The 16,264-nt window shown below is 72.6% G+C and carries 13 protein-coding genes; 10 read left to right on the top strand and 3 right to left on the bottom strand.

The genetic code is table 11. From position 1 onward, the window contains the following. Positions 1 to 29: 29 nt before the first annotated feature. Both KLP28_05685 and KLP28_05680 read right to left on the bottom strand, forming a co-directional pair. Positions 30 to 3,155, bottom strand: a complete 3,126-nt coding sequence (locus KLP28_05685; GenBank protein QWC86194.1) for a 4Fe-4S dicluster domain-containing protein — start codon at positions 3,153 to 3,155, stop codon at positions 30 to 32. Positions 3,156 to 3,299: 144 nt separating this feature from the next. Beyond that, positions 3,300 to 4,646, bottom strand: coding sequence for a DUF1992 domain-containing protein (locus KLP28_05680; protein ID QWC86193.1), 1,347 nt, complete (start codon positions 4,644 to 4,646; stop codon positions 3,300 to 3,302). A gap of 92 nt (positions 4,647 to 4,738) precedes the next feature. Here KLP28_05680 and KLP28_05675 point away from each other — a divergent pair, with 92 nt between their 5' ends. The 3 genes from KLP28_05675 to KLP28_05665 all read left to right on the top strand — a co-directional run bounded on the left by KLP28_05675 (position 4,739) and on the right by KLP28_05665 (position 9,699). Beyond that, positions 4,739 to 6,493: a peptidoglycan-binding protein gene (locus KLP28_05675; protein QWC86192.1), complete on the top strand. Its 1,755-nt coding sequence runs from the start codon at positions 4,739 to 4,741 to the stop codon at positions 6,491 to 6,493. A gap of 141 nt (positions 6,494 to 6,634) precedes the next feature. Beyond that, the gene (locus KLP28_05670) at positions 6,635 to 8,512 is read left to right on the top strand and encodes a peptidoglycan-binding protein (protein ID QWC86191.1); all 1,878 of its coding nucleotides are present in this window, start codon (positions 6,635 to 6,637) and stop codon (positions 8,510 to 8,512) included. After that, positions 8,449 to 9,699, top strand: coding sequence for a hypothetical protein (locus KLP28_05665; protein QWC86831.1), 1,251 nt, complete (start codon positions 8,449 to 8,451; stop codon positions 9,697 to 9,699). Before KLP28_05670 ends, KLP28_05665 begins: the two co-directional genes overlap by 64 nt. A 9-nt stretch (positions 9,700 to 9,708) precedes the next feature. On the opposite strand, the gene KLP28_05660 is transcribed toward KLP28_05665, so the two are convergent. Next, positions 9,709 to 10,182 (bottom strand): SRPBCC family protein, encoded by a 474-nt coding sequence (locus KLP28_05660; GenBank protein ID QWC86190.1) that lies wholly within the window; start codon positions 10,180 to 10,182, stop codon positions 9,709 to 9,711. A gap of 143 nt (positions 10,183 to 10,325) precedes the next feature. On the opposite strand from KLP28_05660, the gene KLP28_05655 reads away from it, so the two are divergent. The 7 genes from KLP28_05655 to KLP28_05625 all read left to right on the top strand — a co-directional run bounded on the left by KLP28_05655 (position 10,326) and on the right by KLP28_05625 (position 16,222). Further along, complete coding sequence (locus KLP28_05655; GenBank protein ID QWC86189.1) at positions 10,326 to 11,012, top strand: hypothetical protein; 687 nt, start codon at positions 10,326 to 10,328, stop codon at positions 11,010 to 11,012. A 273-nt stretch (positions 11,013 to 11,285) separates the two neighbouring features. Further along, entirely contained in the window at positions 11,286 to 13,130 is a 1,845-nt protein-coding gene (gene dnaK / locus KLP28_05650) for a molecular chaperone DnaK (GenBank protein QWC86188.1), read from the top strand. A 50-nt stretch (positions 13,131 to 13,180) separates the two neighbouring features. Further along, a complete protein-coding gene (gene grpE / locus KLP28_05645) occupies positions 13,181 to 13,783 on the top strand; it encodes a nucleotide exchange factor GrpE (protein QWC86830.1) in 603 nt (200 codons plus the stop codon). A 56-nt stretch (positions 13,784 to 13,839) separates the two neighbouring features. Continuing rightward, the gene (locus KLP28_05640) at positions 13,840 to 15,045 is read left to right on the top strand and encodes a DnaJ domain-containing protein (GenBank protein QWC86187.1); all 1,206 of its coding nucleotides are present in this window, start codon (positions 13,840 to 13,842) and stop codon (positions 15,043 to 15,045) included. Then, a complete protein-coding gene (locus KLP28_05635; GenBank protein QWC86186.1) occupies positions 15,045 to 15,527 on the top strand; it encodes a MerR family transcriptional regulator in 483 nt (160 codons plus the stop codon). Before KLP28_05640 ends, KLP28_05635 begins: the two co-directional genes overlap by 1 nt. 66 nt (positions 15,528 to 15,593) lie before the next feature. Then, a complete protein-coding gene (locus KLP28_05630; protein ID QWC86185.1) occupies positions 15,594 to 15,899 on the top strand; it encodes a metalloregulator ArsR/SmtB family transcription factor in 306 nt (101 codons plus the stop codon). Beyond that, on the top strand, positions 15,896 to 16,222 hold the full coding sequence (locus tag KLP28_05625) for a hypothetical protein (protein ID QWC86184.1): 327 nt from the start codon (positions 15,896 to 15,898) through the stop codon (positions 16,220 to 16,222). The genes KLP28_05630 and KLP28_05625 overlap by 4 nt, the downstream gene beginning before the upstream one ends. Positions 16,223 to 16,264: the final 42 nt, after the last annotated feature.

The following is a 16,264-nucleotide window of genomic DNA, read 5'->3' as shown; positions in this document are numbered from 1 at the left end:
GGACCGGGCCGTGGTGTGTGTGACGCGAGTCAGAGGTCGAAGAGCGACCCGCCCTCGGAGATGCCGCCCTTCTTGGGCTCGTGCTCCTCGGCCGTCGGCTGGTCCGTCGACGCCTCCGGCTGCGGCTCGGGCTCGGGCTCGGGCTCGGGCTCGGGCTCGGGCTCGGGCTCCGGCTCCGGTTCGGCCGCGGGCTCCGGGCTCGCGATGTCGAACAGGGACCCGCCGCCGCTCGTGGCCGTGGAAGCACTCGGCTGCGGCTCGGGCTGCGGCTCGGGCTCGGGCTCCGGCGCGTGGTCGGCCGTCGCCTCCGGTGCAGCCGCGGGCTCCGGCTCCGGCTCCGAGGAACCGATGTCGAAGAGCGAACCGCCTCCGGTCGCAGGACGCTGCGCCGCCTCGTCCTCGGCCTTGCCGGCCTCGCCCTCCGCCTTCGGCTCCGTGGCAGGTGCTGCCTCGGGCTCGTCGCTGGCGGGGGTGTCGAACAGCGAACCCCCTCCGCTCGCCGGCTTCGCCGCCGCGGCGGGCTCCTCGGCCGGCTCCGAAGCCGGCTCCGAGGCAGGCTTCGAGGCAGGCGCGTCGAACAGCGAGCTGCCACTCTCCCCGGCCTTCGTCGTCGAGCCCTCGGTCTCACCGGCGGCGGAGTCCCCGAACAGCGAGGTGGACTCCGTCGGCTTCGACGGCGTGCCGGCGTCACCGGCGCCCGAGTCACCGAAGAGCGATCCCGCGGAGGCACCCGAGGTCGAGGCCGGCTTCTTCTCCTCGGCGTCGGAGAAGAGCGAGGACCCGGACCCGGACTGCGGGTTCTTGCCGTAGTCCTGCTGGTCGGTCACGGTGTGCTCGGTCTGGGTCGCGTCACCGGCCTCCGGGCTGCTCTTGGTCGCGTCGTCGCCCTCGGCGGGAGCGGCCTTCGCAGCAGCCTTGCCGGTCGTGCCGCCGGTGCCGGCGGGAACGGCCGGGGCGTACGCCTCACCCTTCACCGATGCCAGCAGCATCTGCGCGACGTCGAGCACCTCGACCGACTCGCGCGCCTCGCCCTTCGACTGCTTCATCGTCAGGCCGTCGGAGAGCATGACGCGACAGAACGGACACCCGACGGCGATCTGGTCCGCGCCGGTGCCGACGGCCTCGGTCGTGCGGTTCATGTTGATCCGCTCGCCGATGTTCTCCTCCATCCACATGCGCGCGCCGCCGGCGCCGCAGCAGAAGGAACGCTCCCGGGACCGGTCCATCTCCTTGAAGTCCGCGTCGGGGATGACGGTCAGCAGCTCGCGCGGCGGGTCGTAGACCTGGTTGTGACGGCCGACGTAGCAGGGGTCGTGGTACGTGATCGTGCGCTTCTGCCCGCCGCTCGCCTTGACCGGCGTCAGCTTGCCCTCACGCACCAGACGGTTCAGCAGCTGCGTGTGGTGCACGACCTCGAGCTCGATGCCCAGCTGGCCGTACTCGTTCTTCAGCGTGTTGAAGCAGTGCGCGCAGGTCGAGACGACCTTCTTGGCCTTGGCCTCGGTGAGCGTCGCGACGTTCTGTCCGGCGAGACCCTGGAAGACGAACTCGTTGCCGGCTCGACGAGCCGGGTCGCCCGTGCAGGTCTCGCCGTTGCCCAGCACCGCGAACTCGACGCCGGCGGTGTGCAGCAGCTCGGCCACCGCGCGGGTGGTCTTCTTCGCGCGGTCCTCGTACGCGCCGGCGCAGCCGACCCAGAAGAGCCACTCGACCTCGTCGAGGTCGGTGACGTCCTCGCCGACGACCTTGACCGGGAACTCCAGACCCTGCGCCCACTCCAGGCGTGCGTTGGGCGACATGTTCCACGGGTTGCCCTTGTTCTCCAGGCCCTTGAACAGTCCGTTGAGCTCGGCGGGGAAGTTCGACTCGACCAGGACCTGGTAGCGGCGCATGTCCATGATGTGGTCGACGTGCTCGATGTCGACCGGGCACTGCTGGACGCAGGCACCGCAGGTCGTGCAGTTCCACAGCACGTCGTCGTCGATGACCGCGCCGCCAGTGGGCTCCCAGGCCCAGCCCTCGGTCTCACCGACGAGCGGGCGGTCGGCCTCGAGCAGGGCGACGCCGGTGTTGTCCTCGCGCTGGTCCGCACCCTGCTGGGCCTTGGCGTAGGCGTGGTCGCGCAGGCGCGTGATCAGCAGCTTGGGGGACAGCGGCTTCTCGGTGTTCCACGCCGGGCACTGGTCCTGGCAGCGGCCGCACGAGGTGCAGGTGGTGAAGTCGAGGATGTCCTTCCAGGTGAAGTCCTCGACCTTGCCGACCCCGAGCGCCGTGTCCTCGTCGATGGAGTCCATGTCCTCGAAGTCGATGGGCTTGCCGTTCGCCATCATGGGCTGCAGGCCGCCGAGCGCGGTGGAGCCGTCGGACTCGCGCTTGAACCAGATGTTCGGCCAGGCGGTGAAGCGGTGCCAGGCGACGCCCATGGTCAGCCAGGTGGAGATCACGATCAGCCAGACCATCGCGAGGCCGACCTTGAGCGCGGCGATGAGCACGATCGTCGTCTCGAGAGTGCCGACCGCGTCCGGTCCCGAGGCGAACAGCACGTCGCCGAAGAACGAGGAGACGGGGAAGTGCAGGCGGCTGTAGAGCTCGGTCTCGCCCTCGGCCTGGCCGAGGTTGTACTCCGCGCCGCGGATGAACAGGATCAGCGAGCTCTCGACGAGCACGAACGCCTCGACGAAGTACGCCTGCCACTGCACCGAGCCGAAGAAGCGGCTGTCCCGCCCCTGGTCCCGCGGGTGGTGGCGCTGCCGCACGACCGCGAGGTAGACGATGCCGACCGTGCCGAGCACCCCGAGGGCCTCCTGCAGCCACTCGAAGGGCAGGAAGTGGCCGATCACCGGCCACAGGAAGTCCGGCTTGAACAGCTGCACGAAGCCCTGGGCGACGGCCGCGGACAGCACGATGAACGCCAGGTAGACGAACCAGTGCATGACACCGATCCAGGTCCACTTGCCTTGCGCCATCCGGGTGTGGAGGAAGGTCTCCTTGAGCATGGTGACCGAACGCGCGCCGGGGTTGTCCGTACGCCCGACGACGGGCTGCCCCTGCTTGATGGTGGCGACCATGCGGGACACGGCCCGGGTCGTGTAGGCGATCGCGAACGCGGCGAAGAGAAGCGTCGCAACGGCCACGATGGTCTGGAAGGTGGTCATGGGTCTCCTTGCGCCGCGCTCAGGTGCGAGTGCGGGTCGACGAGGGGCCGGACGGGTCGGTTCAGACTAGGTCCGGCCCGACGCCGGGTCAGCCGAGTGGGGCTGTGAGTCTGATCCTACTGATCGGTAACTTCCGGTGTTCGGCTACGGCACCGGCGCTGCGAAGAAGAGTGTCCTGTGCGACCACTGTCCCGGGCCGGTCCGGGTGCCGGAGCAGACGACGATCGCCATGCGGGGAGCCCCGTCGCGCCGGTAGTACTGCGCGCCGCTCACGGTCGCCGGCACCTGCACCCGGCGGGTGAGTCGGTAGCAGAGCACGCGACCCTGCGTACCGCGCACCTCGAACCGGTCGCCGACACGGAGGCCCTCGAGCAGCCGGTTGCCGAGCGCGGAGCCGTCGGGCCAGGTGTGCGCGTTGAAGAGAGCGTTGCCCGCGGCCGCTCCCGGCGCGATGCCGTTCTCCACGTCGAAGGCCATCTGAGCCTTGCCGTCCGCGGTGAGCGGGGGCGTGCCCGGGACGCCGGAGCCGTCGCGGGCCGGGTGGACGACCTCGGCGTCCGCTGCGATGCCGGGGATCGACACGGACGTCGGACGGAAGCCCTGCGTCGCGGTGCTGCAGCGGTCGGCTGAGAGGCGCTCGCCGTCGACCGGGCGTACGCCGGTGTCGGCGGGAGCCGGTGACGTCGCGGGCGCCGAGGACGCTGACGGAGCTGTCGCGGCGGACCCCGCCGGGCCCCGGACGACGAGCATCCCGACGACAAGGGCGGCCACGGCGACGAGGACGACCGTGGCCACGGCACCCACGGTGTACGCCCGGGCCGCACCGTCCTCATCGCGCCCGCCCGCCCGGCGGCGGGCGAAGATGCCGAGCCGCCGTCGTCGCGCGGGAGGCGGCGGCTCCGTCGCGCGAGCGCGGCGCTGGGCCTCACGACGGTGCTCGGCACGCTCGCGCCAGCGACGTACCTCGACCTCGACGTCGCGCAACGGTGTGATGACGGGTGGCCCCCCGGTCAGCTGCCGCCGCGCCTCGCGGATGCGGGCGTTGAACTCCTCGACGCGGTGGCGCACCTCTCGTGCGGACCCCTCGGCGTCCAGGGCGTCGTCGAGCCGGGCGTCGTCCAGGCGCAGGGCGAGCGCGGGGTGGGTGGGTCCCTCGATGCGCTCTCGCTCGACGAGTCGCCGCAGCCACCAGTCGCGGTCGCGGCCCTGCCCGAGGTCCAGGGGCCGTCCCGCGCCGCGGAGACCGTCGAAGTCCCCGCGGCGCATGGCCTCGTCCACCTGCAGGTCGGCCCAGCGCCGGTGCTGGGCGGTGCGGGCACTGCGGACACGCTCGGCCCGCTCGCTGCCGCCCTCGCCGCGCAGGCGGCGGGGTCCGTCCGCACCCTCCGCCCCGTCCGATGTGTCCTGTGGCACGTCCACCTCCCCGCCGAGCCCGTCTCCCCCAGTGTGCCGCCCGTCCCCACGGGCTGGACCGTTCGGACTACAGCCCATGACCCGAAAGGGTGAGTGGCACGTTGCGGTAACTAGACATGTGCTGTCGAATGGGCCGTCGCAACCGCAGGACGTTCAGGATCAGGAGCGAGGTGACCGTGTCGACCGGCAGCCGGCTGCCTCCCTCGCCGGGGGACCACGTGCTCGGCTGTCGCATCGATGCGCGCCTGTCGTGGCGTCCGGGCGCCGCGGTGTGGCGCGCCTGGCAGCTCGACGCAGGACGCGACGTCGTGGTCAAGGTCCTTCCGCGCTCGGCTGTCGACGTGCGCGCCGTCCGCGACCTCGCCGCCCGCACACGGCTCCTGCAGCGGCTGGACCCCCCGTACGCCGTGCCCGTGCTCGACGCCGCGGAGGTCGGCGACCACCTCGTGGCGGTCAGCGCGCTGGTCCGCGGCGAGGAGCTGGCGCGTCGGGTCAACCGTGCCGGTCGCTGGACCCCTCGGCAGGCGGTCACGCTCATCGCGCAGCTGGCCTCCTGCCTCGAGGTCGTCCATCGCGCCGGCCTCGCACACGGTGCCCTGACGCCCCACAACGTGCGCATCGAGGGCACGGGCGGCGCCGAGAGGCTGATGGTGCTCGATCTCGCACTCCCGCGAGCCGTGCGGGCCATGGGCGAGGATGCGTCTCAGGTCGAGGACGCGACCGGGTCGTCCGCCGTGCACGGTCGCTGGCCCGTCGCCGAGGGCCACGTCGCCCCCGAGCTGCTGGCCGGCGACGCGGCCACGACCGCTGCGGACGTGTACGCCGTGGCTGCCCTCCTCCACCTCATGGTCACCGGCGTCGCGCCGAGCCACGACCTCCGCGGACCCTCCCGGGTCACCGACGAGAGATCGCGTCTGCTGGCCGTGGCGGCCCTCGGGCTCTCGGCGTCCCCCGCAGACCGACCGCGTGACGTGAGCGCCCTCGCGGACGCCGCTGCCATGGCGCTGGACCCTGTGCGGCGTCCCGAGGCGCACCTGATGACGCGATCGGGCAGGCCCACCGAGGAGCCCCGGGTCATCGTGATGCCGCTGACCCCGGTCGGTGCCGCCCATGGGGGCTCCGGAGCGTCCAATTTCTCCGCTGCGGCCGGGGGGCCCGTGCCCGGCGTCACCGTGGCCGGACGCGCGGCCGGCGGCATCGGCGGTGAGGGCGGCGTCGGGGCTGCAGGCGACGACGACAACGACCGGGGTCCTGTCCGCCCGGCCCGTGGCGAGCGCTCCCGTCGGCTCCCCAGCGTGCTCGTGGCACTGCTCGCGCTCCTCGCCCCGGTGGTGGCCGCGACCTGGTGGGCGAGCGCCCGGAGCGGTGAGGGCGAGGGGGTCGTGGCGCCGCGCGAGCAGGCCGTCCAGGTCGTCCCTTCCGCGCCGAGCCCGCAGGCACCGTCGGGCACCCCGACGCCGCAGACCCCCGAGGCTCCGCAGGCGTCGACGACGCCGGAGGCGCCGCCGACCTGGGGCCGAGTGGCCGTCGGGGACGCGGGGCCCCAGGTGACGGCGGTCCAGTGGCTGCTCTTCGCCAACGACGCGGGGCCGCGCCCCAGCGGTGTGTACGACGAGCTGACCTCCCGTTCCGTCGCGGAGTTCCAGGCCGCGCAGGGGCTCGAGGTCTCCGGCGCCGTGGACGGGACCACGTGGCTCGCGCTCGCCGCTCCTGCGGCGCCGGGCGACCAGGGCCCGCGGGTCCGGGCGCTGCAGCAGCTCCTCCAGGTGCAGCGCACGCTCACGGTCGACGGCACGTACGACACCCCCACGGCTCTCACCGTCGTCGGGTTCCAGCGACGCGACGGCCTGGCCCCGACGGGGCGTGCCGGGGTGGAGACGTGGGCGGCGCTGACGCGGGCCTGGGCGGCTCCGGCGGCCGGGTAGTGACCTCGCACGGGGTCGGTGCGAGCCCCCACGGACGCCAGGGTGTCCTCGCGCACGTTGCGATACCGGGATCTTCCCGGGCAAACTGGGCGTGTCCAGACCAGGGGTGCGGCCACCGCTCCAGGGACAGAGGGGTATGACGTGGGTCCTGGTGGTCATCTGACGCCGCGAGCCGGTGACTGGGTGCTGGGGTGTCGGCTCGACGGACGTCTGTCCCCGCGTCCCGGGGCGTCGGTGTGGCGTGCGTGGCAGCCCTCGGCAGCGCGCGACGTCGCTGTGAAGATCCTGCCTCGGAGCGAGGTCGACCCGGTGCTCGCACGGCACCTGCGGCGACGCGGCCAGCTGCTCACCGCTCTGGCGCCCCCGCACGCCGCGGAGGTGCTGGACGCCGGCGAGCTGGGCGACCTGCTGGTCCTGGTCAGCCGTCTGGTGCCGGGCGTCGACCTCGAGCGACGCGTACGCCGTGACGGCTGGTGGAGTCCTGCACAGAGCGCGCAGGTCCTCGCCCAGGTCGCCGCCGCCCTCGACGTGACGCACCGCGCGGGTGTGGTGCACGGAGCGGTGACGCCGCGCAACGTCCGCGTGACCGGGACGGGCGAGTCGATCGACGCGACCCTGGTGGACGTCGGGCTGACGCGGCTGGTGCGTCCGCGCGAGTCGGAAGTCGACCAGATGGCTCTGCCCGGTCTGTCCGTCGACGGCGCCTCGCAGCCCTCGGGGCGGTCCGACCGGTTCCTCGCGCCGGAGGTCCTGGCGGGGGAGCCGCCGACGGTCGCCGCCGATGTCCACGGCCTCGCCGCGCTGCTCCATCTCATGGCCAGCGGCAGCGCGCCCGGTGACAGGCCCGTGATCGCGAGCCGCCTCCACGACGAGCGCAGTCGCCTGCTGGCCGTGGCGAGGATCGGGTTGTCCGAGGACCCGGCTGCTCGCCCGAGCAGCGTGCTGGCGCTCGCCGACGCGGCGACGCTGGCGCTCGACGAGCGGCCTCGTGTCGTGGGTCCGCAGCGCACCGAGTCCGGCCGCCCGACCGAACAGCCCGTCATCACCCGCATCCCCCTCGACGCCGGTGACGGGGAAGCACTCCCGGTGGCATCGACGGTGCCGCCCCGGGCCGGTGCGGCGTCGCGCACCGTCCGCAGCGTCGTCCCGCTCCTCCGAGGTCGTGCGGACCGTCGGCCGGACGACCGCGGCCCCGTGGACCAGGCGGACCCGGCCGACCATGCGCTGGACCGCGAACGACGTGGTCTGCGGCCGGACCGTACGCCTGATGCTCCTCGCCTCGTGGTCGTCCCGTCCCTCTCGGGTCCCCCACCCACGACCGACGTCGCGGACGACGACGAGGACCACGAGCAGGGTCCCCGGCGGGCGTCCCGACTGACCGCCGTCGCCGCCCTGGTCGTCGTCGCTCTCCTCGCCCAGGTCGGCGCCGTGCTGTGGGCGGCGCGCGACGACGGTGGGGGCGCCGAGGTTGCTGGTCCGACCCCGAGCGCCGTCTCGCCGGAGGCCGGGACCTCGGACGGGCCCGGTGACCCCCCGCTCGTCGGCGAGGCCCAGGTCGTCCCTCCGCCCCCCGGGACAGGGCCGGCGTGGGGCACCGTGCGGCCGGGCGTGATCGGTCCCCAGGTCACCGCGGTGCAGTGGCTGCTCTTCGCCAACGGGGCCGGACCTCGCCCCGACGGTGTCTACGACGCCGGCACGGCGCAGCGCGTGGCCGACTTCCAGGTCGCACAGGACCTCCCCGTCACGGGGATCGTCGACCCCCGCACCTGGGCGGCCCTGGCGGCACCGGTGGCACCCGGCGACCAGGGCCCCCGCGTCCGAGCCCTGCAGCAGCTCCTGCGCGCGGCGGGTCCCGTGCCCGTCGACGGCACCTACGACGACCGCACCGTCTCCGCCGTGGACGCGTTCCAGCGCTCCAACGACCTCGGGTCCTCCGAGGACGCCGACGTCGAGACCTGGGCGGCACTCTCCCGCGCCTGGGACACGACCGCCGGCATGTCGTCGTCGCTGGACGGGTAGGCACCCGGTACCCCACCAGAACCGCCCAGGAGGCACCGTGTCGGACGCGCGCGACGACGAACTCGAGACGACCGGCATCCCGGGGGACGCGGTCCCGCAGCGGCTCCTCAAGGAGATGCAGGACGACGAGTCCGACGCCTCCCAGGAGGACGCGGACGGCGAGCCCTCGGAGGAGGACGAGACCTCGGGCGACTCAGAGGACTCAGAGGACTCAGAGGACTCAGGGGACTCAGAGGACGAGGAGGAGTGAGCTGACCGCCGCTCCCGACGTCACGACCCGGCGGTGCGCAGAGGTCAGCGCCGCTGCCGGAGAGCAGCTCGGCGGGTCCGCGAGCGCCTGGAACGCGTGCCTGCTGATCGAGCAGGACGGGCCCTGGGGCCCCAAGGTGCTGCGCGACACCAGGCTGCCCGCTGCCGTCCGTGACCATCTCGACCTCGAGGGACTGCGGGTGCTGCTCATTCGTCGCCACGGGCGGACGGGCCGCGACCAGGGCGCCCAGGGCGTACGCGTGATGGCGTCGTGGTCGGGCCCCGAGATGTCGTGGCTCGAGCGACGCACCCTGGCCGACCTCGACGAGCTCCTGACCGTCGATCTCGCGGGGCTCGTCCGAGGCGAGCGGCCGGGGTGGCAGCCGGTCGAGGAGCCCGTGGTGCTGGTGTGCACGCACGGCCGACGCGACGTCTGCTGCGCAGAACGTGGTCGGCCGGTCGCCGCCGCTCTCGCCACGCACGACCCCGAGGGCACGTGGGAGTGCTCGCACGTCGGGGGGCACCGTTTCGCCCCGAACGTGGTCCTTCTCCCGGCGGGACTCGCGTACGGGCGGGTCGAGGCCGGCGAGGCCGTGGCCCTGCGTGAGGCGTACGCGTCCGGGCAGCTGCTGACCGAGCGTCTGCGGGGCCGCGTGTGGCAGCAGCCCGCGGCACAGGCGGCCGAGGTGGCGATCCGCCAGCGGCTCGGGCTGACCGGGGTCGACGACGTGGACGCCGCGGTCCGCGAGGTCGCGCCCGGGGCCACCACCGTCACGCTCGAGATCAGGGCCGGACAGTCCGCCGGACGATGGGCCGTGGAGGTCCAGCAGCACACCCTGGAGGACGAGGCCGGCCCGGTCGGGGTGCTGTCCTCGTGCGGCGACGCGGACACCTCACGGGCGTCCTCGTGGCAGGTGGGGCCCCTGCGTCAGGCCTGAGGGCCGGCGTCAGGCGCGCCGCGCCTCGAGTCGCTGCAGCAGGTTGTCGGCGAAGCGGTCCCCCATGCGTGAGATGACCCTGTTCATCACCCGCGTCACCGCGCCCTTGGAGAGCTTCGGCAACGGCAGGTCGACCGTGATGGTCAGCGAGATGGACAGCTCGGTGCCGCCGTCGGTCTCCTGCAGGTCGTAGACGCCCTCCGCCCCGGCGCGCTCGGTGGAGCCCTCGGGCGGCGTGTGGGTGAACTCGATGCGGGAGGGCTCGTCGAAGCTCATCGTCTCGGTGAACGAGGGTGCCAGCGAGGTGCCGAGGATCGGCATGCGGCTCATGTGCCACACCCAGGTGTCGCCGTCGGCGTCGATGCGCTCGAGGTTCGGCGTCAGCCGGGGCAGCTCCTCGGGGTCGGTGAGGATCGCCCAGATCTCCTCGCGGCTCGCGTCGACGACAGCGGTCGAGTCGTTGGTCGCGCTGAAGGTGGTCATGAGTCCTTCCGGTCGGGTCCGTCCGTGTCGCAGGTGCGCATCAGTCCGTCCCGGTTTCCTTCCCCCTGCGCGTTGGGTACGACACACTGCGCCCACGCCCCAGCACTGCCCGGGTCCCCGGGCGCCGACGACACGGAGCGACGATGGCTGAGAACCACAGCACCGACGACGACACCTCGGCGGCCGACGAGACCTCGACCGAGGGGTCCGACGGGTCCGAGGGGGGCTTCCTCAGCCGATTCGGCGGGGGTTTCGCGACGATCGCGGGCGGCCTCGCCGCGTTCGTGCTCATGATCGGCATCGGCGGGTACGTCGCCTTCCAGCTGCTCGGCGGTCCGGGTGAGGGCTCCGCACCCGGCCCCCTCAGCGCGACCGCCCCCTCGACCTCGGGCAACGGCGGCAACGGCGGGAACGGGGGCAGCGGCGGTGGTGGCAGTGGCAGCAGTGGCGGCAACGGCGGCGTGATCGACGTGCAGAACCCGAACACCGTCCGCGAGCCCGACGACCAGACCGAGTTCGGCGTCGGCGGCAACGGCCTCCCCACCGGGACCCGTCAGGGCGACTTCGTGCTGCGCCTGAACAAGGAGGCGGCCGAGCCGTACGAGACCGTCGTGTGGCGCGGTACCTTCCGCGGCCAGACAGGCCGCACCCTGACGTTGCAGAACAAGGTGGGACCGAACTGGATCGACTACCGCGAGAAGGCGACGGTCCAGGGCAACGGCCGCTACCGGGGGACGCTCGTGGCCGGGCTCTCCGGCGTCGACGAGTTCCGCGTGGTGGACCCCCGCAGCGGTCAGGTCTCCAACGTCGCGAAGGTCGAGATCTACTAGGCCTCGCGAGCGACGACGCTCGATTCCGCGCCGTGGACGGCCCGCTCCCGCGTGGGGTCGGGCCGTCCGTCGCGCGTCCGTGTGCGCGTCCTGCGGCGCGGGAATAGCCCGGACCGGGTCGCCGTTGCACCAGTCAGAGAAGTTGAGTTGAAGCGGCTCAGGTTCTCTGCCACGATCCATCTCGCGCGACCGCCTGCGGCGATCGCGCCCACGAACTCTCCCGCACGTACTCGTCCCGGCCGGCACGGCCGGCCCACCAGGAGGTAGCAGCACATGGCTCGAGCAGTCGGTATCGACCTCGGCACCACCAACTCCGTCGTCGCCGTCCTCGAGGGCGGTGAGCCCACGGTCATCGCGAACGCCGAGGGTGCGCGCACGACCCCCTCGGTCGTCGCCTTCGCCAAGTCGGGCGAAGTCCTCGTCGGTGAGGTCGCGAAGCGTCAGGCGGTCACCAACGTCGACCGCACCATCCGCTCGGTCAAGCGCCACATGGGCACCGACTGGAAGACCTCGATCGACGACAAGTCGTTCACGCCGCAGCAGATCAGCGCGTTCGTGCTGCAGAAGCTCAAGCGCGACGCCGAGTCCTACCTCGGTGAGACCGTCACCGACGCCGTCATCACCGTCCCGGCGTACTTCTCCGACGCCCAGCGCCAGGCCACGAAGGAGGCGGGCGAGGTCGCCGGCCTCAACGTCTCGCGCATCGTCAACGAGCCGACCGCGGCGGCGCTGGCGTACGGCCTGGACAAGGGCGATGACCAGACCATCCTGGTCTTCGACCTCGGTGGCGGCACCTTCGACGTCTCCCTGCTCGAGATCGGCGACGGCGTCGTCGAGGTCAAGGCGACCTCCGGCGACAACGAGCTCGGCGGTGACGACTGGGACTCCCGCGTCGTCGAGTGGATGGTCAAGAAGTTCAAGAGCACCGACGGTGTCGACCTGAGCAAGGACAAGATCGCCCTGCAGCGGCTGCAGGAGGCCGCCGAGAAGGCGAAGATCGAGCTGTCCTCCTCCAGCGAGACCTCGATCCACCTGCCGTACATCACCCACGGCGAGTCCGGTCCGCTGCACTTCGAGCAGAAGCTGACCCGCTCGGAGTTCCAGAAGGAGACCTCCGACCTGCTCGAGCGCACCAAGGCGCCGTTCCGCAGCGTCGTCAAGGACGCCGGCGTCGACGTCAAGTCCATCGACCACGTGGTCCTCGTCGGCGGCTCGACCCGCATGCCGGCGGTCGCCGACGTCGTCCGCGAGCTGACCGGGCGCGAGCCCAACAAGGGTGTGAACCCCGACGAGGTCGTCGCGCTGGGCGCGGCGCTCCAGGCCGGTGTCCTCAAGGGCGAGGTCAAGGACGTCCTGCTCCTCGACGTCACCCCGCTGAGCCTCGGCATCGAGACCAAGGGCGGCGTCATGACCACCCTCATCGAGCGCAACACCACGATCCCGACCAAGCGCTCGGAAATCTTCACGACCGCTGACGACAACCAGCCGTCGGTGGAGATCAAGGTCGCGCAGGGTGAGCGTCAGATGTGGGCGCAGAACCAGCCGCTGGGCAACTTCGAGCTCACCGGTCTGCCCCCGGCCCCGCGCGGCATGCCGAAGATCGAGGTCACCTTCGACATCGACGCCAACGGCATCGTGCACGTGTCCGCGAAGGACCAGGGCACCGGCAAGGAGCAGTCGATGACCATCTCCGGCGGCAGCGCGCTCAGCAAGGACGACATCGAGAAGATGGTCAAGGACGCCGAGCAGTACGCCGAGGAGGACCGCAAGCGCCGCGAGGCCGTCGAGGTCCGCAACCAGGCGGACGGGCTCGTGTACTCAACGGAGAAGTTCCTCACCGACAACGACGACAAGCTGCCCGAGGACGTCAAGACCGAGGTCCGCACGGACGTCGACGCGCTGAAGGCCCTGCTCGAGGACGAGGAGGCCGACGCCGAGTCGATCCAGGCCGCCATCGCCAAGGTGGGCGAGTCCAGCCAGAAGATGGGCGCCGCGATGTACGCCGACGCCGAGGCCCAGAGCGCCGAGGGCGCAGCCGCCGGTGACGAGGGTGCAACCGCTGCCGACGACGACGTCGTCGACGCCGAGATCGTCGACGAGGACGAGGAGTCCAAGTGACCGACAAGCCGACCGGATCGGATCCCGCGGCACCGGGCTCGCCCGACGGCGTGGCCCACCCGGACACGGCCACGGGTCCCTCGGGCGACCCGCTGGCGGAGGCGGTCGACGCCGCCTCCGCCGGTGGCTCGGGGGCCGACGCGCAGAGCGCTGCTCCTGACGCGGCCGAGGCGCCGGTCGTCGACCCCGGTGCGCCCGCACCGGACGAGGACGGTGGCATCGACGAGCTCGTCGCGGCGCACGACCGCATCGCCGGACTGACCGGCGACCTGCAGCGGCTCCAGGCCGAGTACGTCAACTACAAGCGCCGGGTCGACCGCGACCGCGAGGCCAACAAGCAGCAGGCCACCGTCGCCGCGGCGACCGCGCTGCTGCCCGTGCTGGACGACATCGACCGGGCCCGCGAGCACGGTGAGGTCGTCGGCGGCTTCAAGCACGTGGCCGACTCGCTGGTCCGCGTCGTCGGACAGCTCGGCCTCGAGCGTTTCGGGGAGCCGGGCGAGGAGTTCGACCCGACCCTGCACGAGGCCATCAGCCAGCGCACCAGCGACGACGTCACCACCACGACCGTCGAGCACGTCGCGCAGGCCGGCTACAGGGCAGGGGACCGCGTGGTCCGGGCAGCCATGGTCGTGGTGGTCAGCCCCGGCTGACCCACGCCGGACCCGCCGCACCACCGACTCCGAGACCGCTGAGAGGGGGATCCCGCATGGCCGTCAGTGCCGACTGGGCCGAGAAGGACTTCTACAAGACGCTCGGCGTGGCCAAGGACGCCGCTGCCGCCGACATCAAGAAGGCGTACCGCAGGATCGCGCGGGACAACCACCCTGACACCAAGCCGGGGGACACGGCCGCCGAGACGCGCTTCAAGGCCGCGTCGGAGGCGTACCACGTGCTCTCCGACACCGAGCGACGCAGCGAGTACGACCAGTTCCGCGCTGCCGTCGCCGGTGGTGGCATGGGGGGCATGGGCGGCATGGGTGGCGGCTTCCCCGGGGGACGGCGGCCGACGTCGGGCCCGGGTCAGCAGGGCCAGCCGTTCGACCTCGACGACCTGCTCCGCCAGGGCGGAGGAGCCGGCCCAGGAGGACTCGGCGACATGTTCGGCGACCTCTTCGGAGGCGGTGGTCAGCGTCGCGCACGGCGTACGCCGACCAAGGGCGCCGACGTGACCGCCAGCGCCAGCATCGGGTTCCTGGAGTCGTTGGCCGGCACGACCATCACCCTGCGGTTGCGTGCCGACGGGGCGTGCTCGACCTGCAACGGCACCGGTGGCAAGCCGGGCACCTCACCGAAGGTCTGCTCGGTCTGCGACGGGGCGGGGGAGGTCGTCGACTCCTCCGGTGGCGCGTTCGCCATGCGTGAGGTGTGCCCGAAGTGCCGGGGACGCCAGCTCGTCTACGACACCCCGTGCCCGACGTGCATGGGCTCGGGGCGCACCACCGACTCCCGCACCGTCTCCGCCCGGCTCCCCGCGGGCGTCAAGGACGGCCAGCGCATCCGGCTCACGGGCAAGGGCGCCCCGGGTGAGGACGGTGGACCGGCGGGCGACCTGCTCGTCAACGTCAAGGTGGCGGCGCATCCCGTCTTCTCCCGTGACGGCGACAACGTCGTGGTGGACCTGCCGGTGACCTTCGACGAGGCGGCGCTCGGCGCGACCGTGAAGGCGCCGACCCCGGGTGGGCAGCCCGTCAGCCTGAAGATCGCGCCCGGCACCGGGTCGGGTCGTCGCCTCAGGGTGCGTGGCAAGGGTGCCCCGCGTCGCGACGGCAGCCGGGGTGACCTGCTGGTCACGGTGCAGGTGCAGGTGCCGGCGGCGCTCTCCGACGAGGCGCGCACGGCCGTGGAGGCCTATCGGCGGGCGACCGGGGGCGCCGACGTGCGCGCCGAGGTGCTGGCGGACGGATCCCGCTGATGGCCGGCCGCGCGGGTCAGGGCGGCAGGGGCCGCGCACCGTCGGCGCCCGGCCCCGACGTGCCCGTGTACGTCATCTCCGTCGCCGCGGAGCTGACCGGGCTGCACCCGCAGACCCTGCGCACGTACGACCGCATCGGACTCGTGTCCCCCGGGCGCACGGGAGGGGGCGGGCGTCGCTACTCGCTGCGCGACCTGGAGGTGCTGCGCGAGGTCGCCGAGCTCACCGCCGCCGGCATCGGGCTGGAGGGGGTCAAGCGCATCCTCGACCTCGAGAACCAGGTGCTCGCCCTGCGCAGTCGCAACACCGAGCTCCGCCGCCGTCTCGCCGAGGTCGAGACCGAGCTGGTGGATGCCGCCGACGTGGTCACCCGACTGGCCGGGGAGCTGCGTGCGTCGGAGGAGGAGTCGACCAGCCGGCTCCCGGTGCTGCGCACCCGGACGGTGCTCACGCGCTACCAGGGGCCGTTCCCGGAGCTGTGACCCGGTGCGCGGGAGCCGGTCTCGCACGGGCTTGATATGCACACGTGCGCATGTAACGATGTCTGCATGAGCAGAGAGGTCGGGGGCCCCGACGGCTACGCGGCCGTCGCGGAGGTCTTCGCCGCTCTCGCCTCACCCGTACGCGCAGCCATCGTGCACCGCCTCACCGAGCGCGGATGGACGGTGGGAGAGCTCGCCGCCGAGCTCGAGGTGAGCCAGCCGCTGGTCAGCCAGCACCTGCGGGTGCTGCGCTCGGCCCACCTGGTCACCCCCACGCGCACCGGCCGTACGAGCACGTACCAGCTGGTCGACGAGCACGTGGCCCACGTGTTCCTCGACGCCTTCCACCACACCGAGGAGTCCCACGCATGACCACCGCCACCGAGCACCGCACCGCCGAGGACCACCACCACACCCACGGTCCGGGCTGCGGCCACGTCGCCGTCGTCCACGAGGACCACGTCGACTACCTCCACGACGGTCACGTCCACCGCGAGCACGACGGTCACTACGACGAGTGCCTGACGTGCGAGTGCAGCAACTGCTCGGACTCCTGCGCGACGTGCACCTGTGCCGACTGCACGTGCTCGACCTGCAACCACGCGGTGTGCAGCTGCGACGCGTGCGGTGGTGAGCCCTGCGTCTCGTGCGTGTGCGCCGACTGCAGCTGCGAGACCTGCAACCACGCCGCCTGAGCGACGCGCCTCACGCCCCGAGAGGCCGGCCGCACCCGGAGG

The organism is Nocardioidaceae bacterium (assembly GCA_018672315.1).
GTDB lineage: Bacteria > Actinomycetota > Actinomycetes > Propionibacteriales > Nocardioidaceae > TYQ2.
The sequence above is the reverse complement of the archived record's forward strand: the minus strand, read 5'-3'. Positions and strand labels throughout refer to the sequence as shown.